25 protein-coding genes are annotated in these 23,877 nt (G+C 72.3%); 10 read left to right on the top strand and 15 right to left on the bottom strand.

Annotated features, from left to right (window positions below; genetic code table 11):
• Nucleotides 1–255 precede the first annotated feature (255 nt).
• The 4 genes from ACFWJX_RS29495 to ACFWJX_RS29510 all read right to left on the bottom strand — a co-directional run bounded on the left by ACFWJX_RS29495 (nt 256) and on the right by ACFWJX_RS29510 (nt 3,518).
• A complete protein-coding gene (locus ACFWJX_RS29495; protein ID WP_383249085.1) occupies nt 256–483 on the bottom strand; it encodes a hypothetical protein in 228 nt (75 codons plus the stop codon).
• Nucleotides 484–847: 364 nt separating this feature from the next.
• Nucleotides 848–2,068, bottom strand: a complete 1,221-nt coding sequence (gene rocD, locus ACFWJX_RS29500; RefSeq protein ID WP_383249087.1) for an ornithine--oxo-acid transaminase — start codon at nt 2,066–2,068, stop codon at nt 848–850.
• Nucleotides 2,065–2,877, bottom strand: a complete 813-nt coding sequence (ddaH, locus tag ACFWJX_RS29505) for a dimethylargininase (RefSeq protein ID WP_383249089.1) — start codon at nt 2,875–2,877, stop codon at nt 2,065–2,067. Before ddaH ends, rocD begins: the two co-directional genes overlap by 4 nt.
• Nucleotides 2,878–3,002: 125 nt before the next feature.
• Complete coding sequence (locus ACFWJX_RS29510) at nt 3,003–3,518, bottom strand: Lrp/AsnC family transcriptional regulator (RefSeq protein ID WP_383249091.1); 516 nt, start codon at nt 3,516–3,518, stop codon at nt 3,003–3,005.
• Between the two features lie 78 nt (nt 3,519–3,596).
• Here ACFWJX_RS29510 and ACFWJX_RS29515 point away from each other — a divergent pair, with 78 nt between their 5' ends.
• The 4 genes from ACFWJX_RS29515 to ACFWJX_RS29530 are packed head-to-tail and all read left to right on the top strand — an operon-like array spanning nt 3,597 to nt 7,625.
• Nucleotides 3,597–4,346: a LytR/AlgR family response regulator transcription factor gene (locus ACFWJX_RS29515; protein WP_383249093.1), complete on the top strand. Its 750-nt coding sequence runs from the start codon at nt 3,597–3,599 to the stop codon at nt 4,344–4,346.
• Nucleotides 4,343–4,711 carry a hypothetical protein gene (locus tag ACFWJX_RS29520; RefSeq protein ID WP_383249095.1) on the top strand — a complete coding sequence of 123 codons (369 nt, stop codon included), beginning with the start codon at nt 4,343–4,345 and terminating at the stop codon, nt 4,709–4,711. The genes ACFWJX_RS29515 and ACFWJX_RS29520 overlap by 4 nt, the downstream gene beginning before the upstream one ends.
• Entirely contained in the window at nt 4,708–6,423 is a 1,716-nt protein-coding gene (locus ACFWJX_RS29525) for a cation acetate symporter (RefSeq protein WP_383249097.1), read from the top strand. Before ACFWJX_RS29520 ends, ACFWJX_RS29525 begins: the two co-directional genes overlap by 4 nt.
• On the top strand, nt 6,420–7,625 hold the full coding sequence (locus tag ACFWJX_RS29530) for a sensor histidine kinase (RefSeq protein WP_383249099.1): 1,206 nt from the start codon (nt 6,420–6,422) through the stop codon (nt 7,623–7,625). The genes ACFWJX_RS29525 and ACFWJX_RS29530 overlap by 4 nt, the downstream gene beginning before the upstream one ends.
• Nucleotides 7,626–7,654: 29 nt before the next feature.
• Here the strand turns inward: ACFWJX_RS29530 and ACFWJX_RS29535 are convergent, their stop codons facing one another.
• The 5 genes from ACFWJX_RS29535 to ACFWJX_RS29555 all read right to left on the bottom strand — a co-directional run bounded on the left by ACFWJX_RS29535 (nt 7,655) and on the right by ACFWJX_RS29555 (nt 12,231).
• Nucleotides 7,655–7,837: a hypothetical protein gene (locus ACFWJX_RS29535; RefSeq protein ID WP_073491145.1), complete on the bottom strand. Its 183-nt coding sequence runs from the start codon at nt 7,835–7,837 to the stop codon at nt 7,655–7,657.
• Nucleotides 7,838–7,937: 100 nt separating this feature from the next.
• Entirely contained in the window at nt 7,938–8,885 is a 948-nt protein-coding gene (locus ACFWJX_RS29540) for a cytochrome c oxidase assembly protein (protein ID WP_383249101.1), read from the bottom strand.
• Between the two features lie 118 nt (nt 8,886–9,003).
• Complete coding sequence (locus ACFWJX_RS29545; protein WP_086768472.1) at nt 9,004–10,029, bottom strand: 6-phosphofructokinase; 1,026 nt, start codon at nt 10,027–10,029, stop codon at nt 9,004–9,006.
• Nucleotides 10,030–10,244: 215 nt separating this feature from the next.
• Nucleotides 10,245–10,973 carry a type 1 glutamine amidotransferase gene (locus ACFWJX_RS29550; protein ID WP_073491088.1) on the bottom strand — a complete coding sequence of 243 codons (729 nt, stop codon included), beginning with the start codon at nt 10,971–10,973 and terminating at the stop codon, nt 10,245–10,247.
• A gap of 19 nt (nt 10,974–10,992) precedes the next feature.
• Nucleotides 10,993–12,231, bottom strand: coding sequence for a MurT ligase domain-containing protein (locus ACFWJX_RS29555; protein ID WP_383249104.1), 1,239 nt, complete (start codon nt 12,229–12,231; stop codon nt 10,993–10,995).
• A 158-nt stretch (nt 12,232–12,389) separates the two neighbouring features.
• On the opposite strand from ACFWJX_RS29555, the gene def reads away from it, so the two are divergent.
• A complete protein-coding gene (gene def / locus ACFWJX_RS29560; RefSeq protein ID WP_383249106.1) occupies nt 12,390–12,929 on the top strand; it encodes a peptide deformylase in 540 nt (179 codons plus the stop codon).
• A gap of 31 nt (nt 12,930–12,960) precedes the next feature.
• On the opposite strand, the gene ACFWJX_RS29565 is transcribed toward def, so the two are convergent.
• Nucleotides 12,961–13,602, bottom strand: coding sequence for a TetR family transcriptional regulator (locus ACFWJX_RS29565; protein WP_094103205.1), 642 nt, complete (start codon nt 13,600–13,602; stop codon nt 12,961–12,963).
• 170 nt (nt 13,603–13,772) lie between these two features.
• Here ACFWJX_RS29565 and ACFWJX_RS29570 point away from each other — a divergent pair, with 170 nt between their 5' ends.
• Nucleotides 13,773–15,002: an acyl-CoA dehydrogenase family protein gene (locus ACFWJX_RS29570; RefSeq protein WP_073491092.1), complete on the top strand. Its 1,230-nt coding sequence runs from the start codon at nt 13,773–13,775 to the stop codon at nt 15,000–15,002.
• 79 nt (nt 15,003–15,081) lie between these two features.
• On the opposite strand, the gene ACFWJX_RS29575 is transcribed toward ACFWJX_RS29570, so the two are convergent.
• From ACFWJX_RS29575 to ACFWJX_RS29595, 5 genes are all read right to left on the bottom strand, one after another.
• Complete coding sequence (locus ACFWJX_RS29575; RefSeq protein WP_057580803.1) at nt 15,082–15,318, bottom strand: DUF6213 family protein; 237 nt, start codon at nt 15,316–15,318, stop codon at nt 15,082–15,084.
• Nucleotides 15,319–15,343: 25 nt separating this feature from the next.
• Entirely contained in the window at nt 15,344–16,729 is a 1,386-nt protein-coding gene (locus tag ACFWJX_RS29580) for an NADP-dependent succinic semialdehyde dehydrogenase (protein ID WP_383249109.1), read from the bottom strand.
• A gap of 76 nt (nt 16,730–16,805) precedes the next feature.
• Nucleotides 16,806–17,270: an NUDIX domain-containing protein gene (locus ACFWJX_RS29585; RefSeq protein ID WP_383249111.1), complete on the bottom strand. Its 465-nt coding sequence runs from the start codon at nt 17,268–17,270 to the stop codon at nt 16,806–16,808.
• On the bottom strand, nt 17,267–18,805 hold the full coding sequence (locus tag ACFWJX_RS29590) for an ATP-dependent DNA ligase (RefSeq protein WP_383249113.1): 1,539 nt from the start codon (nt 18,803–18,805) through the stop codon (nt 17,267–17,269). The genes ACFWJX_RS29585 and ACFWJX_RS29590 overlap by 4 nt, the downstream gene beginning before the upstream one ends.
• A 29-nt stretch (nt 18,806–18,834) precedes the next feature.
• Nucleotides 18,835–19,782 carry an NAD(P)/FAD-dependent oxidoreductase gene (locus ACFWJX_RS29595; protein WP_383249115.1) on the bottom strand — a complete coding sequence of 316 codons (948 nt, stop codon included), beginning with the start codon at nt 19,780–19,782 and terminating at the stop codon, nt 18,835–18,837.
• A gap of 80 nt (nt 19,783–19,862) precedes the next feature.
• On the opposite strand from ACFWJX_RS29595, the gene ACFWJX_RS29600 reads away from it, so the two are divergent.
• From ACFWJX_RS29600 to ACFWJX_RS29615, 4 genes are all read left to right on the top strand, one after another.
• Nucleotides 19,863–20,477, top strand: a complete 615-nt coding sequence (locus ACFWJX_RS29600; protein WP_383249117.1) for a helix-turn-helix domain-containing protein — start codon at nt 19,863–19,865, stop codon at nt 20,475–20,477.
• Nucleotides 20,478–20,593: 116 nt separating this feature from the next.
• Entirely contained in the window at nt 20,594–21,565 is a 972-nt protein-coding gene (locus ACFWJX_RS29605; protein ID WP_383249118.1) for an NADPH:quinone oxidoreductase family protein, read from the top strand.
• Nucleotides 21,562–22,743 (top strand): acyl-CoA dehydrogenase family protein, encoded by a 1,182-nt coding sequence (locus ACFWJX_RS29610; RefSeq protein WP_383249120.1) that lies wholly within the window; start codon nt 21,562–21,564, stop codon nt 22,741–22,743. Before ACFWJX_RS29605 ends, ACFWJX_RS29610 begins: the two co-directional genes overlap by 4 nt.
• Nucleotides 22,740–23,849 carry an acyl-CoA dehydrogenase family protein gene (locus ACFWJX_RS29615; protein WP_383249122.1) on the top strand — a complete coding sequence of 370 codons (1,110 nt, stop codon included), beginning with the start codon at nt 22,740–22,742 and terminating at the stop codon, nt 23,847–23,849. The genes ACFWJX_RS29610 and ACFWJX_RS29615 overlap by 4 nt, the downstream gene beginning before the upstream one ends.
• Nucleotides 23,850–23,877 lie beyond the last annotated feature (28 nt).

Genomic DNA, 23,877 nt, shown 5'->3' on the forward strand with positions numbered 1-23,877 from the left:
GGCCCTCCGGCGGTCAGCGGAACACCACGATGAGCGGCCGGTGGGGGGCAGCGCATCTGCCTCCGGCGGAGAGCGGGGTACGGCGCGCACGGCCGGGGCGCGGGCCCCGGCGGGGCCGAAGGGCCGGCGCTCCCGAGGTGATTGCCGAACGGCTTCCGCGTGTCACGCCCGCCGGGGGCGTGCGCACACAACCCCATGGCGCCGCAGTGGGCGCAGCCCTTCGTGGCCGATGGGGCGAAGCCCCAGCGGCGAAGGTCAGGCGACCTCGCTGCCCCTCCCGCCGCAGCCGTGCGCCGCGCGCAACCCATCCCGCCGCAGCCGGGCTGCCGCGCGGTCCGCGTAGCCCTTCCGGTTACTGGGGGTGGTGTGCCTGCGGAGGTGAGGGGCGGCGATCCCCGTCGGCACGCCCGCCGTCGGCGTGCGCCGCGCGTATCCGTCATCGCGGCGCAGCCACACGCAGCCGGGCTGCCGCGCACCGGGCATAGCCGTTGGGGCTCCTGGGGGTGGTGTGCCTGCGGAGGTGAGGGGCGGCGATCCCCGTCGGCATGCCTGCCGTCGGCGTGCGCCGCGCGTATCCGTCATCACGGCGCAGCCACACGCAGCCGGGCTGCCGCGCACCGGGCATAGCCGTTGGGGCTCCTGGGGTGGTGCGCCTGCGGAGGTGAGGGGCGGCGATCCAAGCCGGCACGCCCGCCGCAGGCGATCCCGCGGCGCAGCCGCACCCCCTCCACTCCCGCCCACCGGGCGCAGCCCTCGGGGCCGAAGGGGCGGAGCCCCTGGGAGACGGGAATGGGCAGGGGCGGCGGGGGCGAAGAACCCGCGAGGGAGCCGCCCCGCGAGCCCTCGCCTACCCCCCCAACACCCTCCCCAACGCCCCCAGCGCCATCCCCAGCTCCTCCTCCGTGATCGTCAGGGGCGGGGCCAGCCGGATGGTCGAGCCGTGGGTGTCCTTGACCAGGACGCCCTCCGCCAGCAGCCGTTCCCCGATCTCCCGGCCGCTTCCGATCGCCGGGTCCACGTCGACCCCCGCCCACAGCCCACGCGCGCGGAACCCGACGACACCCCGGCCGACCAGCCCGGTCAGCCCGTCCCGCAGGACACCCCCGAGTGTGGCCGCCCGCTCCTGGAACTCACCGGTCTCCAGGAGCGACACCACCGCCGTCCCCACCGCCGCCGCCAGCGGGTTCCCGCCGAACGTCGACCCGTGCGAACCCGGTTGCAGCACGGCCAGCACGTCCCGCCGTGCCACGACGGCGGACACCGGCACGATCCCCCCGCCCAGCGCCTTGCCGAGCAGCAGCACGTCGGGCACGACCTCCTCGTGTTCGACGGCCAGCGTCCGGCCGGTACGGCCCAGCCCGGACTGGATCTCGTCGGCGATGAGGAGGCACCCCCGGCGCCGGGTCAGTTCCCGCACCCCGGCCAGGTAGCCGTCGTCCGGGATGACGACCCCGGCCTCGCCCTGGATCGGCTCGATCAGGACGGCCGCGGTCGTCTCGTCGACAGCCGCCTCCAGCGCCGCGAGGTCGTTGTACGGCACGATCCGGAACCCCGGCGTGAAGGGCCCGAACCCGGCCCGCGCCGTCTCGTCGGTGGAGAAGCTGACGATCGTCGTCGTACGGCCGTGGAAGTTCTCCGCGGCGACGACGATCGTCGCCCGGTCGGCCGGCACCCCCTTCACCTCGTAGGCCCACTTGCGGGCCACCTTGATCGCGCTCTCGACGGCCTCGGCGCCGGTGTTCATGGGCAGCACCATGTCGAGCCCGGTCAGCGCGGCGAGCCGTTCCGCGAACTCGGCGAGCCGGTCGTTGTGGAAGGCGCGCGAGGTGAGCGTCAGCCGGTCGAGCTGCCGGTGCGCGGCCTCGACCAGCGCCGGGTGCCGGTGCCCGAAGTTCAGCGCCGAGTATCCGGCCAGCATGTCGAGGTAGCGGCGGCCCTCGACGTCCTCCACCCACGTCCCCTCCGCGCGCGCGACGACCACGGGCAGTGGGTGGTAGTTGTGCGCGAGGACGGGCTCCTCGGCCCGGATCAGGTCGGTGGACGTACGCGTACGAGCGGGTGCGGTCATGAACGGATCTCCTGGGTGCAGCACTTGATGCCACCGCCGGCCTTCTGGAACTCGGAGAGGTCGACGGGGACGGGGACATAGCCGCGCTCGGCGAGCCGGCCGGCGAGCGCCTCGGCGCGCGGGGCGATGAAGACGTTGCGGCCGTCGGAGACGGAGTTCAGCCCGAACGTCATCGCGTCGTCACGGGTGGCGAGCACCGCGTCCGGGTAGAGCCGGGCGAGCACCTCACGGCTGCCGGGCGAGAACGCCTCCGGGTAGTACGCGATGTTCTGATCGTCGAGCACGAACAGCGCGGTGTCCAGGTGGTAGAAGTGCGGGTCCACCAGCGTCAGGCTGACCACCGGGTGCCCGAAGAACTCCTGCACCTCCCGGTGCGCCTCCCGGGTCGTACGGAATCCGGTGCCGGCCAGCATGTACCGGCCGGTCCACACCAGGTCGCCCTCGCCCTCGCAGACGGACTCCGGCCGGTGGACGTCGAAGCCCGCCGTCCTGAACCACGTGTCGTAGTGGCCGGACTCGGGGCGCCGTTCGGGCGCGTGGAAGAGGGAGCCGAAGACGCGGCCCCCGACGACGACCGCGGAGTTCGCGGCGAAGACCATGTCGGGCAGCCCGGGGGCGGGCTCGACGGTGTCGACGGTGTGGCCGTGCGCACGGTAGGCGCGGATCAGCGCCTGCCACTGCTCGTGCGCCAGGTCGATGTCGACGGGGGAGTCGGGACGCATCCAGGGATTGATCGCGTACTGCACGGCGAAATGTCTGGGTTCACAGACGAGGAAGCGCCGAAGGCTCGGCACACGGCTGACGGTCACAGAGGGGTTCCTCCGCTGTTCCTGCGCTGTCGACTTGGGGTGACACCACGGTAGAAAGCGACCGCGACGCCCGACAAGGAAGAAGGGCTGCGTGTTCGCGCAGGAATGCTGCGTGTTTCGCGCGCTCAGCGCATGTCTGCTGCGTCGTCCGGGTCGGCGCTGGGTGCCGCGTGGGTCGCGCCCGCCTCCGGGCTCTCCGGCAGCAGGTGCGACAGCACCATCACACTGATCGTCTTGCGGATGAACGGCTCCACCCGGATGCGTTCCAGCACCTCCTCGAAGTGCCCCACGTCCCGCGCCCGCACATGCAGCAGCGCGTCCGCACCGCCGGTCACCGTCATCGCCGCGGTGATCTCGGGATGGTTGCGCACCACCTCCGTGAGCCGCCGAGGCGGCGCCGCCCCCTCGCAGTACACCTCCACGTACGCCTCCGTACGCCAGCCCAGCGCCGACGGCTGCACCGTCGCCGTGAACCCGGTGATCACGCCGCTGTCCCGCAGCCGGTCCACCCGGCGTTTGACCGCCGTCGCCGACAGCCCGATCGCCGTGCCGATCTCGGCGAAGCTCGTCCTGGCGTTCGCCATCAGCGCGGTGAGGATCTTCCGGTCGAGTTCGTCGAAAGGGGCGGGGCCGCTGTTCATGCGGGCACTGTATCCAGCGGATACGTCCGCACCCCGGTACATGTCCAGCCGTACGGATCGCCCCTACACTCCACCTTCATGCTGCGCGCCCTCGCCGTCGACGACGAACGCCCCTCGCTGGAGGAGCTGCTGTACCTGCTCACCGCGGATCCCCGGATAGGGAGCGTGGAGGGCGCCGGTGACGCGACGGAGGCGCTGCGCCGGATCAACAGGGCCCTGGAGTCCGGCCCCGACGGCCCGGAGGCCATCGACGTCGTCTTCCTCGACATACAGATGCCCGGCCTCGACGGCCTGGACCTGGCCCGGCTGCTCACCGGTTTCGCCCGCCCGCCCCTGGTCGTGTTCGTCACCGCCCACGAGGACTTCGCCGTCCAGGCCTTCGACCTGAAGGCCGTCGACTACGTCCTCAAACCGGTCCGCAAGGAACGCCTCGCCGAGGCCGTCCGCCGAGCCGCCGAACTGCGCGGCACCGCCCCGCGCATCCCCGTCCACGAGCCCGACCCCGACCAGATACCCGTCGAGCTGGGCGGGGTCACCCGGTTCGTCTCCGTCGACGACATCACCCACGTGGAGGCCCAGGGCGACTACGCCCGCCTGCACACCGACCGCGGCAGCCACCTCGTCCGCATCCCGCTGTCCACCCTGGAGGAGCGCTGGCGCGCCCGCGGCTTCGTCCGCATCCACCGCCGCCACCTCGTCGCCCTGCGCCACATAGGCGAACTCCGCCTGGACGCGGGCACCGTCAGCGTCGTCGTCGGCGGCGAGGAACTCCAGGTCAGCCGCCGCCACGCCCGCGAACTGCGGGACCTGCTGATGAGGAGGCCGTGACGGTGCCCCACCAGGACCCCGCCGAGCGCCGCGTCGTCGTCACCGGCCCGCCCCGCCGCACCCGCCGTACCTCCGGCTACTACCGCCCGCGCACCGAGATCGACGAGCAGACCACCCTCGGCCACACCTACGTCCGCTCCCTGATGCGCACCCAACTGCGCGCCGCCCTCACCGTGTTCGCCGTGCTCGTCCTCCTGGTCGGCCCGCTGCCCCTGCTGTTCGCGGCGATGCCGGACGCCCGCCGCCTGGAATGGGCGGTCCTCGGCTTCGGCCTGTACGCCCCGCTGGTGCTGCTCGCCCGCTGGTACGTCCGCCGCGCCGAACGCAACGAACGCGACCTCGTGCGCCTGGTCGAGGACCGATGAACTCCACGTTCGCCGTCCCCGCGGTTGCCCTGGTCGTCGTGGCGACCGTCCTCGTCGGCGCCTTCGGCCTGCGCATCTCCCGCACGACCTCCGACTTCTACGTCGCCTCCCGCACCGTCGGCCCCCGCCTCAACGCGGCCGCCATCAGCGGCGAGTACCTCTCCGCGGCCTCCTTCCTCGGCATCGCCGGACTGGTCCTCGTGCAGGGCCCGGACATGCTCTGGTACCCGGTCGGCTACACCGCCGGCTACCTGGTCCTGCTCCTCTTCGTCGCCGCCCCGCTGCGCCGCTCCGGCGCCTACACCCTCCCCGACTTCGCCGAGGCCCGCCTCGCCTCCCAAGCGGTACGACGGCTCGCGGGCGCCTTCGTCGTCGGCGTCGGCTGGCTCTACCTGCTGCCCCAGCTCCAGGGCGCCGGACTGACCCTGACCGTGCTGACCGGGGCGCCCGACTCCCTCGGCGGACTGATCGTCGCCGTCGTCGTCACCGCGACCGTCGCCGCCGGCGGCATGCGCAGCATCACCTTCGTGCAGGCCTTCCAGTACTGGCTCAAGCTCACCGCCCTCCTCGTCCCCGCCCTCTTCCTAATCCTCGCCTGGCAGGCCGACGGTGCGCCCCGGCACGTCTTCGAGGAGCCGCCCGCCTTCCGTGACCAGCGGGCCGTCCGCGTCGACACCACCCTCGACCTGAAGCTGGACCGGCCCCTGACCGTGACGGTGACCGGCACGGTCGACGGCCACCGGCACGAGCAGGCCGCCCTGCGCCTCCCCGCCGGCACCCACCGCATCGAACAGGGCGCGCGCCTCACCTTCACCCCTGGCACCCCCGTCCCCACCGCCGAGCGCGGCAGCAACGGCGGCATGTCCACCACCCTCGCCGCGGGCCGCGAGGAACGCCCCCTGTACGCGACGTACGGCCTGATCCTCGCCACCTTCCTCGGCACGATGGGTCTGCCGCACGTCGTCGTCCGCTTCTACACCAGCCCGCACGGCGTCGCCGCCCGCCGCACCACCGTCGCCGTCCTCGGCCTGATCGGCGCCTTCTACCTGCTGCCGCCCGTCTACGGCGCCCTCGGCCGGCTCTACGCCCCGGAACTCGCCCTCACCGGCGACGCCGACGCCGCCGTCCTGCTGCTGCCCGACCGCATGATCGGCGGCCTCGGCGGCGACCTGCTCGGCGCGCTGGTCGCGGGCGGCGCCTTCGCGGCGTTCCTGTCCACCGCGTCGGGCCTGACCATGGCCGTCGCGGGCGTCCTCACCCAGGACGTCCTGCCCACCCGCGGCGTACGGCACTTCCGGCTGGGCACCGGCCTCGCCATGGCCGTACCGCTCGCCGCGAGCCTGCTGGTGGGCGGGCTGCCGGTGGCCGACGCGGTGGGACTCGCCTTCGCGGTGTCCGCGTCCTCGTTCTGCCCGCTGCTCGTCCTCGGCATCTGGTGGCGCCGGCTGACCCCGCCGGGCGCGGCCGCCGGGATGCTCGTGGGCGGCGGCTCGGCCTTCGTCGCCGTCGCCGCGACCATGGCGGGCCTGCCCGTCACGGGCGGCCTGCACGCCCTGCTGGCCTGGCCGGCGCTGTGGTCGGTCCCGCTGGGCTTCCTCACCATGATCCTGGTGTCCCTGGCGACCCCGGGCCGCGTCCCGCCCGGTACGGCGTCGATCCTGGCCCGCTTCCATCTGCCGGAGGAACTGCGCGCGGCGGAGGTCAAGGCATGAGCGGCTTCCTGGCGGGCCTGTGCATCGCGATCCTCCCCTGCCTCGCCGTCGGCTTCTGGCTGGGCCGGCGCACCGCCCGCCCGCAGAGCCTCGGCGACCTCGGCACCCCCGTCGAGCACGCCACCTTCCAGACCCTGCACACCGCCTCCCTCGCCGCCCCACCGCTGCGGGCCGGCCTCACCGAGGAGACGGCCCGCAAGTCCGCCGGCCGGCTGCGCACCCTGCTCGGCACGGACGCCCTCTGCCTGACGGACCGCGAACAGCTCCTGGCCTGGGACGGCGTGGGCGCCCACCACCGTACGGAGATCATGGCCCGGCTGGCCGGCCCGCTGGACACCGGCCGCGGCGAGGCCTTCCCGCTCACCTGCGACGCCCCCGACTGCCCGGTCCGCTGGGCCGTGCTCACCCCGCTCACCGTCGACGACCGGGTGCACGGCGCCCTCGTCGTCTGCGCGCCCCGCGAGTCGGCCGTGCTGGTCCGGGCCGCGGGGGAGGTGGCCCGCTGGGTGAGCGTCCAGTTGGAGCTGGCCGACCTCGACGACTCGCGCACCCGCCTCATCGAGGCCGAGATCAAGGCCCTGCGCGCCCAGATCTCCCCGCACTTCATCTTCAACTCGCTCGCGGTGATCGCCTCGTTCGTCCGCACCGACCCGGAGCGGGCCCGCGAGCTGCTCCTGGAGTTCGCCGACTTCACCCGCTACTCGTTCCGCAGGCACGGCGACTTCACCACCCTCGCCGACGAGCTGCACGCCATCGACCACTATCTGGCGCTGGTCCGGGCCCGCTTCGGCGACCGGCTCTCGGTCACCCTCCAGATAGCCCCGGAGGTCCTCCCGGTGGCCCTGCCCTTCCTCTGCCTCCAGCCGCTGGTGGAGAACGCCGTCAAGCACGGCCTGGAGGGCAAGTCGGACAAATGCCATATCCAGATCACCGCGCAGGACGCCGGCGCCGAGGCCCTGGTCGTCATCGAGGACGACGGCGCGGGCATGGACCCGGCCCTGCTGCGTCGCATCCTGGCCGGCGAGGTCAGCCCGTCCGGCGGCATCGGGCTGTCCAACGTCGACGACCGGCTCCGCCAGGTGTACGGCGACGACCACGGCCTCGTGATCGAGACCGCGCCGGGAGCGGGCATGAAGATCAGCGCCCGGCTGCCGAAGTACCAGCCGGGCGTCCACTCGGCGGCCCGCCTCACACCGGGGTGAGCCGCCCGCCGATCACGTCGCTCAGTCGCTCACGTCGTGCGTGTGGCGACCATCGCGAGCGTGATCAGTCCGAGCACGACCCAGCCGAACCACAGCCAGCCGTTGCTGCCGAGCGCCACCGTGTAGGCGGTCACCACGACGAGGCCGCCGATGGTGAGCACCCCCATGGTCCTCGTGGAACCGTCCGCCGAACCGTTCATGGAACCGGGCATCGTGACACCCTCCTCCGGCACACCCCCCACAGGGTGTGTCCCCCTCCATGGTGCCCTGGTTCCGGTCCTTCAGCCCCGGCGAACGCTCGACATCGTCCGTTCAACGGCGTCCGCTCAGCGAGGCCAGGTAGGCGTTGTACGCCTCCAGCTCCTTGTCGCCGTCCCGGTCGGCCGCCCGGTCCTGGCGCTTGGCCTGCCGCTGCTCGGAGCGGTACCACTGGAACAGCAGTGCGATCAGTACCAGTACCGAGGGGATCTCGCTGAACGCCCAGGCGATACCGCCGGCCGCGTTCTGGTCGGCGAGGGCGTCGATGCCGAGGGAGGCGGGCGGGTTCTCGAACGTCTTCACCATCGGCGTGGACGCCATCATCAGCGCGATGCCGAAGAACGCGTGGAACGGCATCCCGGCGAACAGCTCCAGCATCCGCATCAGGTAGCCCGGCCGGTTCGGCCCCGGGTCCACGCCCATGATCGGCCAGAAGAAGACCACACCGACGGCGAGGAAGTGCACCATCATCGCCGCGTGCCCGATGCCCGAGCCCATCAGGAAGTCGAAGATCGGCGTGAAGTACAGCGCGTACAGGCTCGCGATGAACAGCGGAATGGTGAACGCGGGGTGTGTGACGATCCGCATGTACCAGCTGTGCAGCAGCATCAACAGCAGCTCACGCGGTCCCTTGCGGCCCTTGCCTGCGGTGGGCAGGGCGCGCAGCGCCAGGGTGACCGGGGCGCCGAGCAGGATCAGGATCGGCGTCAGCATGCTGATCACCATGTGCTGCACCATGTGCACGCTGAACATGACCATGCCGTAGTCGTTCAGCTTCGTGCACATCACCAGCATGATCGTCAGCACACCGGTGACGTACGCCACCGTCCGCCCCGCGGACCACGCGTCCCCGCGCCGCCGCAGCCGGACGACACCCCAGGCGTACAGCCCGAGCGCGGCCAGACAGGCGACGAGGAAGAACGGGTCCGGTGACCACTGAAGACCCCGCCCCAGCGTGAACGGCGGCAGATCCATGGTCATGCCGTGCCCGCTGTGATCCATCCGCCGGCTCCTGATTCGTGGGGGGTTGTACGTTTCCTGCGCCCCAAGACTAGAACCGCCCCCGGCGACGCACGTCACCGGGGGCAGAGACAGGGGCACCCACCGGGAGCCCGGACGGCTAGAGCACGCACTCCGCTTCGGCGTACCGGTCCTCGGGCACCGTCTTCAGCGTTTCGACGGCTTCCGCCAGTTCCACCATCACGATGTCCGTCCCCCGCAGGGCCGTCATCTTCCCGAACTCGCCCCGGTGCACGGCCTCCACCGCGTGCCACCCGAACCGGGTGGCGAGCACCCGGTCGTACGCGGTGGGCGTGCCACCCCGCTGGACATGCCCGAGGATCACCGGCCGGGCCTCCTTGCCGAGCCGCTGCTCCAGCTCGATGGAGAGCTGCCGGGCGATCCCGGCGAACCGCTCGTGCCCGTAGATGTCCTTGCCGCCCTCGTCGAAGGCCATGGAGCCGGGCGCCGGCTTGGCCCCCTCCGCGACGACGACGATCGCGAACCGCTTCCCCGCCTCGAACCGCTCGCCGACCCGCCGGGCCAGCTCCTCGATGTCGAAGGGGCGCTCCGGTACGACGATGGCGTGGGCGCCGGCCGCCATGCCGGAGTGCAGCGCTATCCAGCCGGTGTGCCGCCCCATGACCTCCACGACGAGGACCCGCTGGTGGGACTCGGCGGTGGTCTTGAGCCGGTCGAGCGCCTCGGTGGCGACGCCCACGGCCGTGTCGAAGCCGAAGGTGACGTCGGTGACGGCGATGTCGTTGTCGATGGTCTTCGGCACGCCGACGATGGGCAGGCCGCTGTCCGACATCAGCCGGGCCGCCTTGAGGGTGCCCTCACCGCCGATCGGGATGATGGCGTCGAGGCCGAGTTCCTCGACGTGTCCGCGGGCCCGCTCCACGCCGTCCCGCAGTTGCGAGGGCTGGACGCGGGAGGAGCCGAGGATCGTGCCGCCGCGGGCGAGGATGCCGCCCACCGCGTCGAGGTCGAGCTTGAGGTAGTCGCACTCCAGGAGGCCCTTCCAGCCGTCCCGGAAGCCGATGACCTCGTCGCCGTGGTCCACGACGGCACGGTGCACGACGGACCGGATGACGGCGTTCAGGCCGGGGCAGTCGCCGCCGGACGTGAGGACACCAATGCGCATAGCCCGAACAACCTTCTCCACGTGGGCCGGATCCGGACCGCATTGTCCGGCTCGAACCCCGCCACCCTAGCGGCAGGAGGGGGCGGGGCCGAAGCACACGTCCGCCTGCTGGACGTGCCTGCTCACCTGTGCGGACGTACCGTCATTCGGGCTGCTGACGGCACCCCGAAGATCGGGTGAACACACAGGTCACGCGGGCTGCCGCGCAGAGCCTGCTAGGCGGGCTGCTGCGCGGACGCGATGCGCTCGTTGCGCAGGGCCTCGTACCAGCGGTCGTCGGTCGGCGGGAGCGCGTTCACATCGAGCGCCAGCTTCAGCAGCAGGTCCGCGATGAGCGGGTTGCGGGCCAGCACCGGACCGTGCATGTAGGTGCCGAAGACGGTGTCGTTGTACGCGCCCTCGGTGCCGTCGCCGGTGCCGTTGCCCTTGCCGATCTGGACGCGGGCGAGCGGGCGGGCGGTCGGGCCGAGGTGGGTGATGCCCTGGTGGTTCTCGAAGCCGGTGAGCGAGGGCAGACCGAGGCGCGGGTCGATGTCCGCCAGGACGTCGCCGACGCACCGCTCGCCCTCACCGCGGGTCGTGGTGACGTCCAGCAGACCGAGGCCGGGCTCGCGCTGACCGAGGTCGTTGACGAACTCGTGGCCCAGGATCTGGTAGCCGGCGCACACCGCGAACACGATCGCGCCGTTCTGCACCGCCTGGTACAGGTGCCCGTCACGGCGCAGCCGCTCGGCGGCGAGCCGCTGCGGCCGGTCCTCACCGCCGCCGATCAGGTAGATGTCGCCGGAGGTCGGGATCGGCTGGTCGCTGCGCACGTCCAGCCGGGCCACGTCGAGCCCGCGTTGCCGCGCCCGCCGCTCCACGACCAGGACGTTGCCCTGGTCGCCGTAGGTGCTGAGCAGGTCCGGGTAGATCCAGACGACCCGCAGTTGGTTGTCACTCATCACGTGAAGGTTCCTCGGGTCAGTTGCCGACGCGGCGGCGCAGGTCCTGGAATGCGGTGTAGTTCGCGATGACCTCGATACGGCCGGGCGGCGCCAGCTGCACGGCCTGGTCGACGTTCTCGCACACCTGGAAGTGCTGGTTGGCGACCTCCAGGCGCACCGCGAGGTCCAGCTTGCGGTCACCCACGACGAAGATCGGGTGGCCGGTCAGCCGGGTGTAGTCGACGTCCCACAGCCAGGACGTGTCGGTGCCGTCGGCGCCGCGCGCGTTCACCGAGAGGATGACCGGCGTGGGCGGCGGATCGATCAGGCTGAACGTCTCCAGCCAGCCCGCCGGATTCTTCGCCAGCAGCAGCCGCAGGTCGCGCTGCATGAACTGGACCACGTCGTAGCGTCCGGCGACCGCCTGCACCTGGTACATCCGCTCCAGCGCGACCTGCGGCGGCACGCCGAAGACGGCGGCGACGGCGGCCGAGGAGGCGGCGTTGGCCTTGTTGGCGCGGCCCGGCAGCTGGAGGTGGATCGGCCAGGCGGAGCCGTGCGGGTCGAGGACGTGGTCGCCGGAGAGCGCCCAGCTCGGCGTCGGCCGCCGGAACCCGCACTCGCCGCAGAACCAGTCGTCCCCGGGGCGCTGCATCACACCGCCGCAGGACGGGCAGGACCAGGCGTCGTCCTTCCACATCTGCCCGGCGGCGACCCAGATCACGTTGGGGGAGGAGGACGCGGCCCACACCACCAGCGGATCGTCGGCGTTGGCGATGACGACGGCCTTGGAACCGGCCAGTCCCTCGCGCCAGTTCTCGGCGAGCATGCGGGTCTCGGCGGCGCGGTCCAGCTGGTCGCGGGAGAGGTTGAGCAGCGCGATGCACTTGGGGGCGGTGTCGCGGGCGACACCGGCGAGGTACTTCTCGTCGACCTCGATCACGGCGTACTTGGCGTCCGAGCCGCCCGCGAGCGCCGAGGTGATGCCGGCGGGCATGTTCGCGCCGAGCGCGTTGGACACGACCGGGCCCGCGGCCCGCAGGGCCTCCGCGATGAGACGGGTGGTCGTGGTCTTGCCGTTGGTCGCCGAGACGAGGATGACGTCCAGGTTCTGGGCGAGCCGGGCAAGGAGGTCGGGGTCGAGTTTCAGCGCCACCCGGCCGCCGATCACCGAACCGCTGCCGCGTCCCGCGGCACGCGATGCCGCAGCGACCGCCTTGCCCGCGGTCACGGCGATCTTGGCCCGCGGCGTGAGCGGGTCCGAGTTGCCTGCCATCAGTTCTCGATCCTCCTTGCGTACGCGCCGCGCCTGAAGCCTGACGGCAACGTGGTAGGTGGTCAGCCTATCGAGATCCATTCGCAGTCCCGAATCCCGGCACCGTCTCACGCTGCGCACGGCATGCGCGTGTCAGAAAGGACCGTACCCTTGCCGCCATGCGACAAGGTTCCATCCCGGGCGCCCACGGGCGCGTCCGGCCCCTCACCCTGCTCGGCGATCCGGTCCTGCGGCAACCCTGCGCGGAGGTCACCGAGTTCGGTCCGGAACTGGCCCGCCTCGTCGAGGACCTCTTCGCCACGATGTACGCGGCGGAGGGCGTCGGCCTCGCCGCCAACCAAGTCGGAGAGTCCTTGCGGGTGTTCGTCTACGACTGCCCCGACGACGAGGACGTCCGCCACCTCGGCCATCTCGTGAACCCACGCCTGGTGGAGGCCGACGGTGTGGTGATCCGCGGCCCGGAGGGCTGCCTGTCCCTGCCGGGCCTGGAAGCGGGGACGGAGCGCCACGACCACGCGCTGGTCGAGGGTTTCACGGTGACGGGCGAGCCGGTCACCGTCCACGGCACGGGATTCTTTGCCAGATGCTTGCAGCACGAGTGCGACCACCTGGAGGGGCGGGTGTACGCGGACCGCGTTCAGGGCTGGCGCAAGAGGCGGCTGATGCGCCAGGTGACGCGGGCGTCCTGGGGTGGGTGAGCGGACGTACCGGGGGCGCGGGGCGGCCGGGTCAGAACCCGGGACCGCCCACCTTGTCGCCCGCAGCCGCGAGGCGGCCCCACAACAGGTCGGCGAGGCCGCGCACCAGTTCGGCCCGGGAGCAGGGCCGTTCACCCAGCCACCAGTCACCGGCCGCGTGCATCATGCCGACGATCCCGTGCCCCCAGACGCGGGCGAGCTGCTGGGTCCCGGGTCCGAGGTCCAGCCGCTCCTCGATGACCTGGGCCAGCTCCTCGCCCATCCGCCGCAGTACGGGAGCCGAGTGCTTGCCGACGTCGAAGCCCTGCTCGCCGGGGGCACCGTCCGACGGGTGCATCAGGAAGCGGTAGACCTGTGGGCGGGCCTCGATGGCCGCGAGGTAGGTGTCCAGCGTGGCCTCGACCCGTTCCCGGCGTTCGGCGGGAGCGTCCAGCGCGGCCCGCAGCGAGGCGAGCAGTGCGTCGGTGTGCCGCTTGGCGAGAGCGGCGTACAGTCCGCCCTTGTCGCCGAAGTGGCGGTAGAGGATCGGCTTGGTGATGCCGGCCTCCGCCGCGATGGCGTTCATGGAGGCCTGGGGCCCGTCTCGGAGCACCACTCTGTCGGCGGCCTCCAGCAGCTCGCGCCGTCGGCGGTCGGCGGACCTCTGCTGCTCGGTCCGCTGCGTGGTGTCCATGTGCTCTCCCCACCCGTGCTGATTCGGTGACGCCTGCGCAAACTAACACCTGGCGGCGGCCCGACATCGAACGGGCTGCCGAGCTGTCATCAGGAGTTGACTTTTCCTACCGACCGGTAACAGACTCGCGTTACCGCTAGTAACACACACGTTCCGCCGCTGGAGGGGACATGGCCGAGTTCACCATGGAGCTCAACGACGAACAGAAGGAGGTCCGGGACTGGCTGCACGGCTTCGCGGCCGATGTCATCCGCCCCGCGGCCGCCGAATGGGACGAGCGTGAGGAGACTCCCTGGCCGGTCATCCAGGAGGCCGCGAAGGTGGGCATCTACTCCCTCGACTTCTACGCCCAGCAGTACTTCGACCCTACGGGCCTCGGCATCCCGATGGCGATGGAGGAGCTGTTCTGGGGAGACGCGGGCATCGCCCTCTCCATCGTCGGCACCGGCCTCGCCGCCGTGGGCGTCCTCGCCAACGGCACCGAGGAGCAGATCGGCACCTGGATCCCCCAGATGTACGGCGACCCGGCCGACGTCAAGGTCGCCGCCTTCTGCTCCTCCGAGCCCGACGCCGGCTCCGACGTCGCCTCCATGCGCACGCGTGCCGTGTACGACGAGGCCAAGGACGAGTGGGTGATCAACGGCACGAAGACCTGGGCGACCAATGGCGGCATCGCCAACGTCCACGTGGTCGTCGCGGTCGTCGACCCGGACCTGGGCTCCAAGGGGCACGCCTCCTTCATCGTCCCGCCGGGCACGCCCGGTCTCGCCCAGGGCCAGAAGTTCAAGAAGCACGGCATCCGCGCCTCGCACACCGCCGAGGTGATCCTCGACAACGTGCGCGTCCCCGGCTCCTGCCTGCTCGGCGGCAAGCAGAAGCTCGACGAGCGGCTGGCGCGGGCTCGCGAGCGGGCCAGGGCGGGCGGCGGCGAGAGGGTGAAGAACGCCGCCATGGCGACGTTCGAGGCCTCGCGTCCGGCGGTTGGCGCGATGGCCGTCGGCACGGCCCGCGCGGCGTACGAGGTCGCCCTCGACTACGCGAAGACGCGCGAGCAGTTCGGCCGCCCGATCATCGACAACCAGGGTGTCGCCTTCCAGCTCGCGGACATGCGCACGCAGATCGACGCGGCGCGGCTGCTGGTGTGGCGCGCGTCGTGGATGGCGGTCAACGGCCGGCCGTTCACCGCGGCCGAGGGTTCCATGTCGAAGCTGTACGCCAGCGAGACGGCGAAGACGGTGACGGCGCAGGCCGTCCAGATTCTCGGCGGCAACGGCTACACGCGGGAGTACCCGGTGGAGCGGATGCACCGCGACAGCGCGATCTACACGATCTTCGAGGGCACGAGCGAGATTCAGCGACTGGTGATCGCCAGGACCTTGTCGGGGATGCCGATCCGGTAGCCGCCGGGGGCGGGAACGGTGCGACGTGGTCCGCGGGTTGTGGCGGGCCGGTCGCGCGGTTTCCCGCGCCCCTGGACACCTACGGCGCGCCTCCGCTGCTGTGCGCGATGCACGCCACATCGATGCGGTCGGCCAGCTTCGCGAGTTCGATGGTCAGCGCGGCGACCGTGTCCTCGTCCAGCCCCTCCGCCCCGGCCTCGACGAGATGCAGCCACCGACCGCCCAACGTGCGGAGCAGCTTGCTCACGTCGGCCGCGGCCACCTGGAGGGTCCCGCGGTCATCGACGATCAGAGGCAGAGTCACTTCGCGGTTCACAACCGGGATCGTAGCCGCGCGGCGCTCACGCACCGTGCCAAACCGTCGTGATGTTGCAGAACTCGCGGATTCCGTGCCCGGACAGCTCACGCCCGTACCCGGACCGCTTGACCCCGCCGAACGGGAACGCCGGATGGGACGCGGTCATCCCGTTGACGTACACCCCGCCCGCCTCCAGATCCCGTACGAAACGGTCCACCTCGGACGCCTCCCGGGTCCATACGTTGGAACTCAGCCCGAAGGGGGAGTCGTTGGCGATGAGCACCGCCTCGTCCAGGTCGGCCGCCCGGTACAGGGTCGCCACCGGCCCGAAGGCCTCCTCGCGGTGGATGCGCATCTCGCGGTCGATGCCGGCCAGGACGGTCGGCGGGTAGTACCAGCCGGGCCCGTCGGGACGTTCGCCCCCGCACAGGACCGTGGCGCCGCTGCGCCGGGCGTCGTCCACCAGTTCCTCCAGGTCGGCGCGGCCCCGCTCGCTCGCGAGGGGCCCGACCTCCGTCCCCTCCTCCAGCGGGTCGCCGACCTTCAGCGCCTTCATCCCATCGGTGAAGCGTTCGGCGAAGCGGTCGTACACGTCCGAGTGGACGATGAACCGCTTGGCGGCGATGCACGACTGCCCGTTGTTCTGCACGCGCGCGGTCACCGCGACCTCGGCGGCCCGGTCGACGTCCGCGGAGGGCATGACGACGAACGGGTCGCTGCCGCCCAGCTCCAGCACCGTCTTCTTGACCATCTCGCCGGCGGTGGAGGCGACCGCGCGGCCCGCGGGCTCGCTGCCGGTCAGGGTGGCCGCCTTGATCCGCTCGTCGCGCAGGATCTCGTCGACCGCGCCGGAGCCGATCAGCAGGGTCTGGAAACAGCCCTCGGTGAAGCCCGCCCGGTGGAAGAGGTCCTCCAGGTAGAGGGCGGTCTGCGGAACGTTCGACGCGTGCTTGAGCAGGCCGACGTTGCCCGCCATCAGCGCGGGCGCGGCGAAGCGGACGACCTGCCACAGCGGGAAGTTCCACGGCATCACGGCGAGCACCGGGCCCAGCGGCCGGTAACGGACCAGGGCGTGGGAGGCGCCCGAGTCCTTGACGTCGGACTCGGCGGGCCGCTCGTCGGCGAGGAGTTCCGGCGCGCGCTCGGCGTACCAGCGCATCGCCTTCGCGCACTTCGCGGCCTCCGCGCGGGCCTGCTTCACCGGCTTGCCCATCTCGGTGGTCATCACACGGCCGATCTCCGCCTGGTCCTCGTCGAGGAGGTCGGCGGCCCGGTTCAGCAGCCGGGCGCGGTCGGCGAACGCCGTCGTGCGGTACGTGCGGAACGTGGCCTCGGCGAGCTGGATCCGTCGTTCCAGCTCCTCCTCGTCCATCGCCTCGTACGTCCTGAGCGTCTCGCCGTTCGCCGGGTTCACCGTCGCGATGGGCATGACCGACCTCCTGGAGTGCTGGCTGTGCTTCGACCTTCGCGCGTCGCGGTGGACCCCGCAACGCGTGCGCGTCCGCTCAGCCCGAGTGCTCCGCCAGCCGGTCGAGAAACGCGGCCTGCGCCCTCACGATCAGCTCGCGCGCCCGGTCCAGGCCGTACCAGGCGACCCGGTCCAGCTCGGGGAACTCCTGCGTCCGCCCGGAGCGCGGCGGCCACTCCATCACGAAGGTGCCGGGCTCGATCGCCGCCGGGTCGAGGTCCGCCTCGATCGCCCAGGCCGTCACGATCTTGCCGTTGGTCTGCCGGACGTCGCCGAGCGGGAACGCCTGGCCGTCCGGCGGGGCCACCCCCAGCTCCTCCCGGAACTCGCGGCGGGCGGCCTCCCAGGCCGGCTCGTCGGGCTCGTACTCGCCCTTCGGGACGGTCCAGGCGCCGGCGTCCTTCTTCGCGAAGTACGGGCCGCCCATGTGCCCCAGCAACACCTGCGGACCGTCGGCAGTGTGCCGGAACAACAGCAGACCCGCGCTGCGCCGTGCCGTCACGGACGTACCTCCGGGTGCGCGGCGAGCAGTGTCTCCACCGTGTCCGCCTCCTCCGCGCGCTTGTCCTCGCGGTAGCGGACCACGCGGGCGAAGCGGAGGGTGACGCCCGCCGGGTAGCGGGTGGAGCGCTGGAGGCCGTCGTAGGCGATCTCGACGACGAGTTCGGGCCGTACGGTCACCACCCAGCCGTCGTCCTCGACGGCCAGCTCCTGGAGACGGTCGGTCTGCCAGGTGAGCATGGCGTCGGTCATCCCCTTGAAGGTCTTGCCGAGCATCGCGAAGCCGCCGTCGGCGGTGCGGGCGCCCAGGTGGAGGTTGGAGAGCCTGCCGGTGCGCCGGCCGTGGCCCCACTCGGCGGCCAGGACCACCAGGTCGAGCGTGTGCACGGGCTTGAACTTCAGCCAGGACGCGCCGCGCCGGCCCGCGCTGTAGGGGGCGTCGAGGGACTTCACGACCACGCCCTCATGCCCCCGGGCCAGGGTCTCCTCCAGGAAGTCCTCGGCCGCCTGGAGGTCCGCCTCGCCCGCCAGGACCGTCCGGCGTACCCGCATCGGCTCGGGTACCAGCCCGGCCAGCTCGGCGTGCCGCTCGAAGAAGGGCAGGTCGAGCAGGTCCCGGCCGTCGACCGACAGCGCGTCGAAGAAGACGGGGGAGACCGGAACCGCCGCGGCGGCCGTGGCCACGTCCACCCGGGAGCCGACGCGGCCCGCGGTCTCCTGGAAGGAGCGGGGCCGGCCGGAGTCGTCGAGGGCGATGACCTCGCCGTCCAGGATGAACCGCTCGCCGTTCAACTCCAGGGCTGCCGAGGTGAGTTCGGGCAGCCGGTCGGTGATGTCGTCGAGGGTGCGGGTGTAGACCCGTACGGTGTCGCCGTCCCGGTGGACCTGGACGCGGATGCCGTCCAGCTTCTCCTCCACCGCGCAGGCGCCCAGCTTGCCGACGGCCTCGGCCACGGAGGACGCGGTGTGCGCGAGCATCGGCAGCACCGGGCGGCCGACGGTGAGCCGGAACCGTTCCAGTGCCGGGGGCCCGTCCGTGAGCAGCGCCTGGGCCACGGTCTGGAGCGAGCCGGCCAGCATCACCGCCCGCCGCACGTCCGCCGGGGGAGCGTCGGTCGCCTCCGCGAGGCCCTCCACCGCCACCGCGTCCAGGGCGCCCTGCCGGACCTCGCCGGTGATCAGGGCGATCAGGAAGCGCTGCTCGTCCTCGGTGGCCGCGCCCATCAACTCGCCGACGAGCCGGGCCCGTTCGGCCTGCGAGCCGGGGCCCGACAGCCCGCCCAGCGCGGTGAGCCGGGCGTCCACCTCGCGTACGGTCAGCGTCGGCGCGGCGGCCGGGGCGACGGGTCGGCTCAGCGCCTTCCAGCCGATGCCGAGCCGCCCCTGCGGGAGCCGCCCGGCGAGATAGGGGATCACGATCGGCACGTCGTCCGCCTGCGCGTCCCGGAACAGTGCGGCGAGCAGAGCGATCTTGCGGGAGCGCGCCGAGGTGGCGGCGACCTCCCGGGACACGTCGGCGAGCCGGGTCAGCAGCATGCAGCCATGGTGCAACGCCGGCGTGACGACTACACCTGGACGGCCGCGTCCAGATCGCTCATCAGCAGCTCCCCGTTGATCGCGGCGCCGGCCCGGTAGCCGCGGCTCGCCGCGTTGATCACCTGTTCGGCGAAGCCGGAGGCGTTGCCCGCCGCCCACAGGCCCGGCACGGTGGTCAGTCCCCGGCCGTCCACCACGGGGTAGACGCCGAACGGTGTCTCGGTCATCTCGGCGCCCAGCCGTGCCAGGAGGTCGGTCTGCGGAACCGCCCTCGGTGCGACGAACAGCGCCTCGCGGGCGTGTACGGTCCCGTCCCCCAGCCGGACGCCGGTGAGCCGGTCGTCCTCGACGACCAGCCCGGCCACCTCTCCGGGGACCACGTGGACACCGGCCGCGGCGAGCCGGCGCAGGTCCTCGGTGGACAGCTCCGCCTCGGTGACCGTGTGCAGGAACAGCGTCACGTCCTTCGACCACTGGGTCACGATCAGCGCCTGGTGCACGCTCATCGGGCTGGTGGCGAGGACCCCGAAGGCCTGGTCGCGGACCTCCCAGCCGTGGCAGTACGGGCAGTGCAGGACGTCCCGCCCGAACCGCTCGGCGAGGCCCTCGACCGGGGGCAGCTCGTCCTTCAGGCCGGTGGCGACGACGACCTGGCGGGCCCGCACGGTCCGCCCGCCCGCCAGCGTCACCGTGAAACCCTGGTCCCGGGTGGCGTCCACCGCCCGGTCCCGGACCAGCTCCACGCCGTACCGGGCGACCTCCTCCCGCCCGGTCGCCAGGAACTCCGCCGGGGACATCCCGTCCCGCGACAGGTAGCCCTGCATGTGGGCGGCGGGCGCGTTGCGCGGCTCGCCCGCGTCGACGACCAGGGTGCGGCGCCGGGCCCGGCCCAGCACCAGGCCCGCGGACAGGCCCGCGGCGCCGCCGCCGATGACGATCACTTCGTAGCTGTCCGCCCGCGCGGTGTTCTCGGTCATGTCTGACCACCTCCACGTCCGACCGTCGCGCGACCACTGCCACATTGACAAACAAGTTTGCCGAAACTGCAATGGGATCCATGAGTGACGACGGCAGGACCGACGACGTGGACGACATGGACGACGACATGGGCACCGTGCTCGCCGAGGTCGGGCCCCGGCTGCGCCGGATCCGCAAGGAGCGCGGCGCCACGCTGGCGGGGCTGTCCGAGGCGACCGGCATCTCGGTGAGCACCCTGTCCCGGCTGGAGTCGGGGCTGCGCAAGCCCAGCCTGGAGCTGCTGCTGCCGATCGCGCGGGCCCATGAGGTGGCACTCGACGAACTGGTGGGCGCCCCGTCGGTGCGCGACCCGCGGGTCCGGGCGCAGCCGGTCGTGCGTTACGGCCGCACGCACTGGCCGCTGACCCGTCAGCCCGGCGGCCTCCAGGCGTTCAAGGTGCTGGAGCCGCAGCGCAGACTCGACCCGGACCCGCGTACGCACGAGGGGTACGAGTGGCTGTACGTGCTGTCCGGGCGGCTGCGGCTGGTGCTGGGCGAACACGACGTGGTGCTGTCGGCGGGGGAGGCCGCCGAGTTCGACACGCGGGTGCCGCACTGGTTCGGGTCGACGGGGGAGGGGCCGGTGGAGTTCCTCAGCCTCTTCGGGCCGCAGGGGGAGCGGATGCATGTGCGGGCGCGGCCCAAGGGAGCGTGACGCATCCGACGCGCCCCGTGCGGGGCTGTTGCCCGCCGACTGTTCCCTGATCGGCAAGCGACCGCTTAGTATGCGATCGACCCCGGTCAGACGACGCAGTCCCGTGGAGGCTCCGCATGCAGGCATGGCAGGTGCACGAGAACGGCGAGCCGAGCGAGGTGATGCGGCTCTCGGACATCGAGCGGCCCACGCCCGGCGACGGCCGGATCCTGCTCAGGGTGCGCGCCGCGAACATCAACTTTCCGGACGTGCTCATGGTCCGCGGCCACTACCAGGTCAGGCCGCCGCTGCCGTTCACACCGGGCGTGGAGATCTGCGGCGAGACCGAGGACGGCCGCCGCGTCATCGCCAACCCCGCGCTGCCGTACGGTGGTTTCGCCGAGTACGCCGTCGCGGACGCCGCCGCTCTGCTGCCCGCCCCGGACTCGCTGGACGACGCCGAGGCCGCCGCGCTGCACATCGGCTACCAGACGGGCTGGTTCGGCCTGCACCGCCGGGCCCGCCTGGAGGCCGGTGAGACGCTCCTCGTGCACGCCGCGGCGGGCGGGGTCGGCAGCGCCGCCGTACAGCTCGGCAAGGCCGCCGGTGCCACCGTCATCGGGGTCGTCGGCGGGCCCGGCAAGGCGGCCGTCGCCCGTGAGCTGGGCTGCGACGTGGTGATCGACCGGCGCGCCGAGGACGTGGTCGGCGCCGTCAAGGAGGCCACCGGCGGCCGGGGCGCCGACGTGATCTACGACCCGGTCGGCGGCGAGGCCTACACCCAGTCCGCCAAGGTCGTCGCCTTCGAGGGCCGCATCGTGGTCGTCGGCTTCGCGAGCGGGACGATCCCCAGCCCCTCGCTCAACCACGCCCTGGTGAAGAACTACTCGATCCTCGGCCTGCACTGGGGCCTGTACAACACCAAGAACCCGAAGCTGGTGCAGCACTGCCACGAGCAGCTCACCGACCTGGCCTCCCGTGGCGTGATCAAGCCGCTGGTGAGCGAGCGCGTGCCACTGGACGGGGCCGCCGCCGCCGTCCAGCGGGTCGCGGACGGTGTCACCACCGGCCGGGTCGCCGTCGTACCGCAGAACGGAGCCGCCGTATGACCGACGCAGCCGAACTCCGGCGCCGCACCGCCGAGTTGCTGGCCGAGCACCCGCCGGCCACTACCGGCCGACCCGACTTCCTCAAGGCCCGCTTCGACGCCGGCCTCGCCTGGGTGCACTACCCCGAGGGACTCGGCGGACTCGGTGCCCCGCGCTCCCTCCAGGCCGTCGTGGACGCCGAGCTGGAGGCCGCGGGCGCCCCCGACAACGATCCCCGGCGCATCGGCATCGGCCTGGGCATGGCCGCGCCGACGATCCTCCAGTACGGCACCGAGGAGCAGAAGCGGCGCTTCCTGCGGCCCCTGTGGACCGGGGAGGAGGTCTGGTGCCAGCTGTTCAGCGAGCCCGGCGCCGGCTCCGACCTGGCCGCCCTGGGCACCCGGGCCGTCCGGGAGGGCGAGGACTGGGTCGTCAACGGGCAGAAGGTGTGGACGTCCAGCGCCCATGTCGCCCGCTGGGCCATCCTCATCGCCCGCACCGACCCGGACGTGCCCAAGCACCGGGGCATCACGTACTTCGTGTGCGACATGACCGACCCCGGCGTCGAGGTCCGCCCGCTGCGGCAGATCACCGGCGAGGCCGAGTTCAACGAGGTCTTCCTCACCGGCGTCCGCATCCCCGACGCCCACCGGCTCGGCGAGGTCGGCGACGGCTGGCGAGTCGCGCAGACCACCCTGAACAACGAACGCGTCGCCATCGGCGGCATGCGGCTGCCCCGCGAGGGCGGCATGATCGGCCCCGCCGCCAGGACCTGGCGCGAGCGTCCCGAACTGCGCACCCACGACCTGCACCAGCGACTCCTGAAGCTGTGGGTGGAGGCCGAGGTCTCCCGGCTCACCGCCGAGCGGCTGCGCCAGCAGCTCGTCGCCGGCCAGCCCGGACCCGAGGGCGCCGGCATGAAACTCTCCTTCGCCCGCCTCAACCAGGAGATCAGCGGCCTGGAGGTAGAACTCCTCGGCGAAGAGGGCCTGTTGTACGACGACTGGACCATGCGCCGGCCCGAACACGTCGACTTCACCGGCCGCGAGGCGGGCTACCGCTACCTCCGGTCCAAGGGCAACAGCATCGAGGGCGGGACCACCGAGGTGCTGCTCAACATCGTCGCCGAGCGCGTCCTGGGCCTGCCCACCGAGCCGCGCACCGACAAGGACGTCGCCTGGAAGGACCTGGCCCGATGACAGATCTTCTCTACACCGAGGAGGAAGAGGCCCTCCGCGCAGCGGTCCGCGACCTGCTCGGCGACCACTCCGACGCGGCCGGCGTGATCACTCGCACCGAGTCGGACGCCCCGCACGACCTCCGGCTGTGGAAGGCCCTCACCGACAAGATGGGCCTCGCCGGTCTGCTGGTGCCCGAGGAACTGGGCGGCCAGGGCGCCACCCACCGGGAGGCCGCCGTCGTCCTGGAGGAACTGGGCCGCGCGGTCGCCCCCGTTCCGTACCTGACGAGCGCGGTCGTCGCCACCGAGGCGCTGCTCGCATTCCCCCACTCCCGGCTTCGCTCGAGCGGGGGGACCCCCATCGCCGACGACCTGCTCGGCGGACTGTCGGAGGGCACGACGGTCGCCGCGCTCGCCGTCGGGCTGCACACCGCGCCGGGCGCCGCCTTCCCGGCCGTACGTCTGGAGAACGGCGCCCTGCACGGGGAACTGACCGGCGTCGCCGACGCGGCCTTCGCCGACCTGCTGCTCGTGCCCGCGGACGACGGCGGGCTGTACGCGGTCGACGCCGCCGCCGCGACCGTCACCCCACAGGTGTCCCTGGACCTGACCCGGCCGCTCGCCACGGTCGCCCTCGCCGCGGCGCCAGGCCGCCGGCTCGGGGACGCCGCACCCGCCGTGCGCCGGGCCCTGCGCGCCGGTGCCGGACTGCTCGCCTCCGAGCAACTCGGCGTCGCCGAATGGGCGCTGACCGAGACCGTGGGCTATCTGAAGGAACGCAAGCAGTTCAACCGGCCCGTCGGTGGTTTCCAGGCGCTCAAGCACCGGCTCGCCCAGCTGTGGCTGGAGGTCGTCAATCTGCGCGCCGCCGCCCGGGGCGCGGCCGACGCGCTCACGACCGGCGAGGACGTCGACGTGGCGGTCGCCGTGGCGCAGGCGTACGCGGCGTCGGTCGCCGTCCACGCCGCCGAGGAGGCGGTCCAGTTGCACGGCGGCCTCGGGATGACCTGGGAGCACCCGGCCCATCTGTACCTGAAGCGCGCGAAGGCCGACTCGATCGCCTACGGCACCGCGGGCGCCCACCGCGACGCCCTGGCCGAACTCGTCGACCTGCGGGCCCCCTGACGGACCCTCGGTGAAGCCCGCCCCACCT

The sequence above is a fragment of the Streptomyces sp. NPDC058335 genome, from assembly GCF_042723915.1.
In the GTDB taxonomy this organism is placed as follows: Bacteria; Actinomycetota; Actinomycetes; order Streptomycetales; family Streptomycetaceae; genus Streptomyces.

Bases quoted from the DNA above. Each gene is read 5' to 3' on its own strand.
- ACFWJX_RS29605 (WP_383249118.1), top strand. From the start codon at position 20,594: ATGCAGGCATGGCAGGTGCACGAGAACGGCGAGCCGAGCGAGGTGATG.
- ACFWJX_RS29540 (WP_383249101.1), bottom strand. From the start codon at position 8,885: ATGGATCACAGCGGGCACGGCATGACCATGGATCTGCCGCCGTTCACG.
- ACFWJX_RS29515 (WP_383249093.1), top strand. From the start codon at position 3,597: ATGCTGCGCGCCCTCGCCGTCGACGACGAACGCCCCTCGCTGGAGGAG.
- ACFWJX_RS29590 (WP_383249113.1), bottom strand. From the start codon at position 18,805: ATGCTGCTGACCCGGCTCGCCGACGTGTCCCGGGAGGTCGCCGCCACC.
- def (WP_383249106.1), top strand. From the start codon at position 12,390: ATGCGACAAGGTTCCATCCCGGGCGCCCACGGGCGCGTCCGGCCCCTC.
- ACFWJX_RS29545 (WP_086768472.1), bottom strand. From the start codon at position 10,029: ATGCGCATTGGTGTCCTCACGTCCGGCGGCGACTGCCCCGGCCTGAAC.
- ACFWJX_RS29565 (WP_094103205.1), bottom strand. From the start codon at position 13,602: ATGGACACCACGCAGCGGACCGAGCAGCAGAGGTCCGCCGACCGCCGA.
- ACFWJX_RS29535 (WP_073491145.1), bottom strand. From the start codon at position 7,837: ATGCCCGGTTCCATGAACGGTTCGGCGGACGGTTCCACGAGGACCATG.
- ACFWJX_RS29550 (WP_073491088.1), bottom strand. From the start codon at position 10,973: ATGAGTGACAACCAACTGCGGGTCGTCTGGATCTACCCGGACCTGCTC.
- ACFWJX_RS29600 (WP_383249117.1), top strand. From the start codon at position 19,863: ATGAGTGACGACGGCAGGACCGACGACGTGGACGACATGGACGACGAC.
- ACFWJX_RS29510 (WP_383249091.1), bottom strand. From the start codon at position 3,518: ATGAACAGCGGCCCCGCCCCTTTCGACGAACTCGACCGGAAGATCCTC.
- rocD (WP_383249087.1), bottom strand. From the start codon at position 2,068: ATGACCGCACCCGCTCGTACGCGTACGTCCACCGACCTGATCCGGGCC.
- ACFWJX_RS29570 (WP_073491092.1), top strand. From the start codon at position 13,773: ATGGCCGAGTTCACCATGGAGCTCAACGACGAACAGAAGGAGGTCCGG.
- ACFWJX_RS29525 (WP_383249097.1), top strand. From the start codon at position 4,708: ATGAACTCCACGTTCGCCGTCCCCGCGGTTGCCCTGGTCGTCGTGGCG.
- ACFWJX_RS29580 (WP_383249109.1), bottom strand. From the start codon at position 16,729: ATGCCCATCGCGACGGTGAACCCGGCGAACGGCGAGACGCTCAGGACG.
- ACFWJX_RS29595 (WP_383249115.1), bottom strand. From the start codon at position 19,782: ATGACCGAGAACACCGCGCGGGCGGACAGCTACGAAGTGATCGTCATC.
- ACFWJX_RS29495 (WP_383249085.1), bottom strand. From the start codon at position 483: ATGCCCGGTGCGCGGCAGCCCGGCTGCGTGTGGCTGCGCCGCGATGAC.
- ACFWJX_RS29530 (WP_383249099.1), top strand. From the start codon at position 6,420: ATGAGCGGCTTCCTGGCGGGCCTGTGCATCGCGATCCTCCCCTGCCTC.
- ACFWJX_RS29610 (WP_383249120.1), top strand. From the start codon at position 21,562: ATGACCGACGCAGCCGAACTCCGGCGCCGCACCGCCGAGTTGCTGGCC.
- ACFWJX_RS29555 (WP_383249104.1), bottom strand. From the start codon at position 12,231: ATGGCAGGCAACTCGGACCCGCTCACGCCGCGGGCCAAGATCGCCGTG.
- ACFWJX_RS29615 (WP_383249122.1), top strand. From the start codon at position 22,740: ATGACAGATCTTCTCTACACCGAGGAGGAAGAGGCCCTCCGCGCAGCG.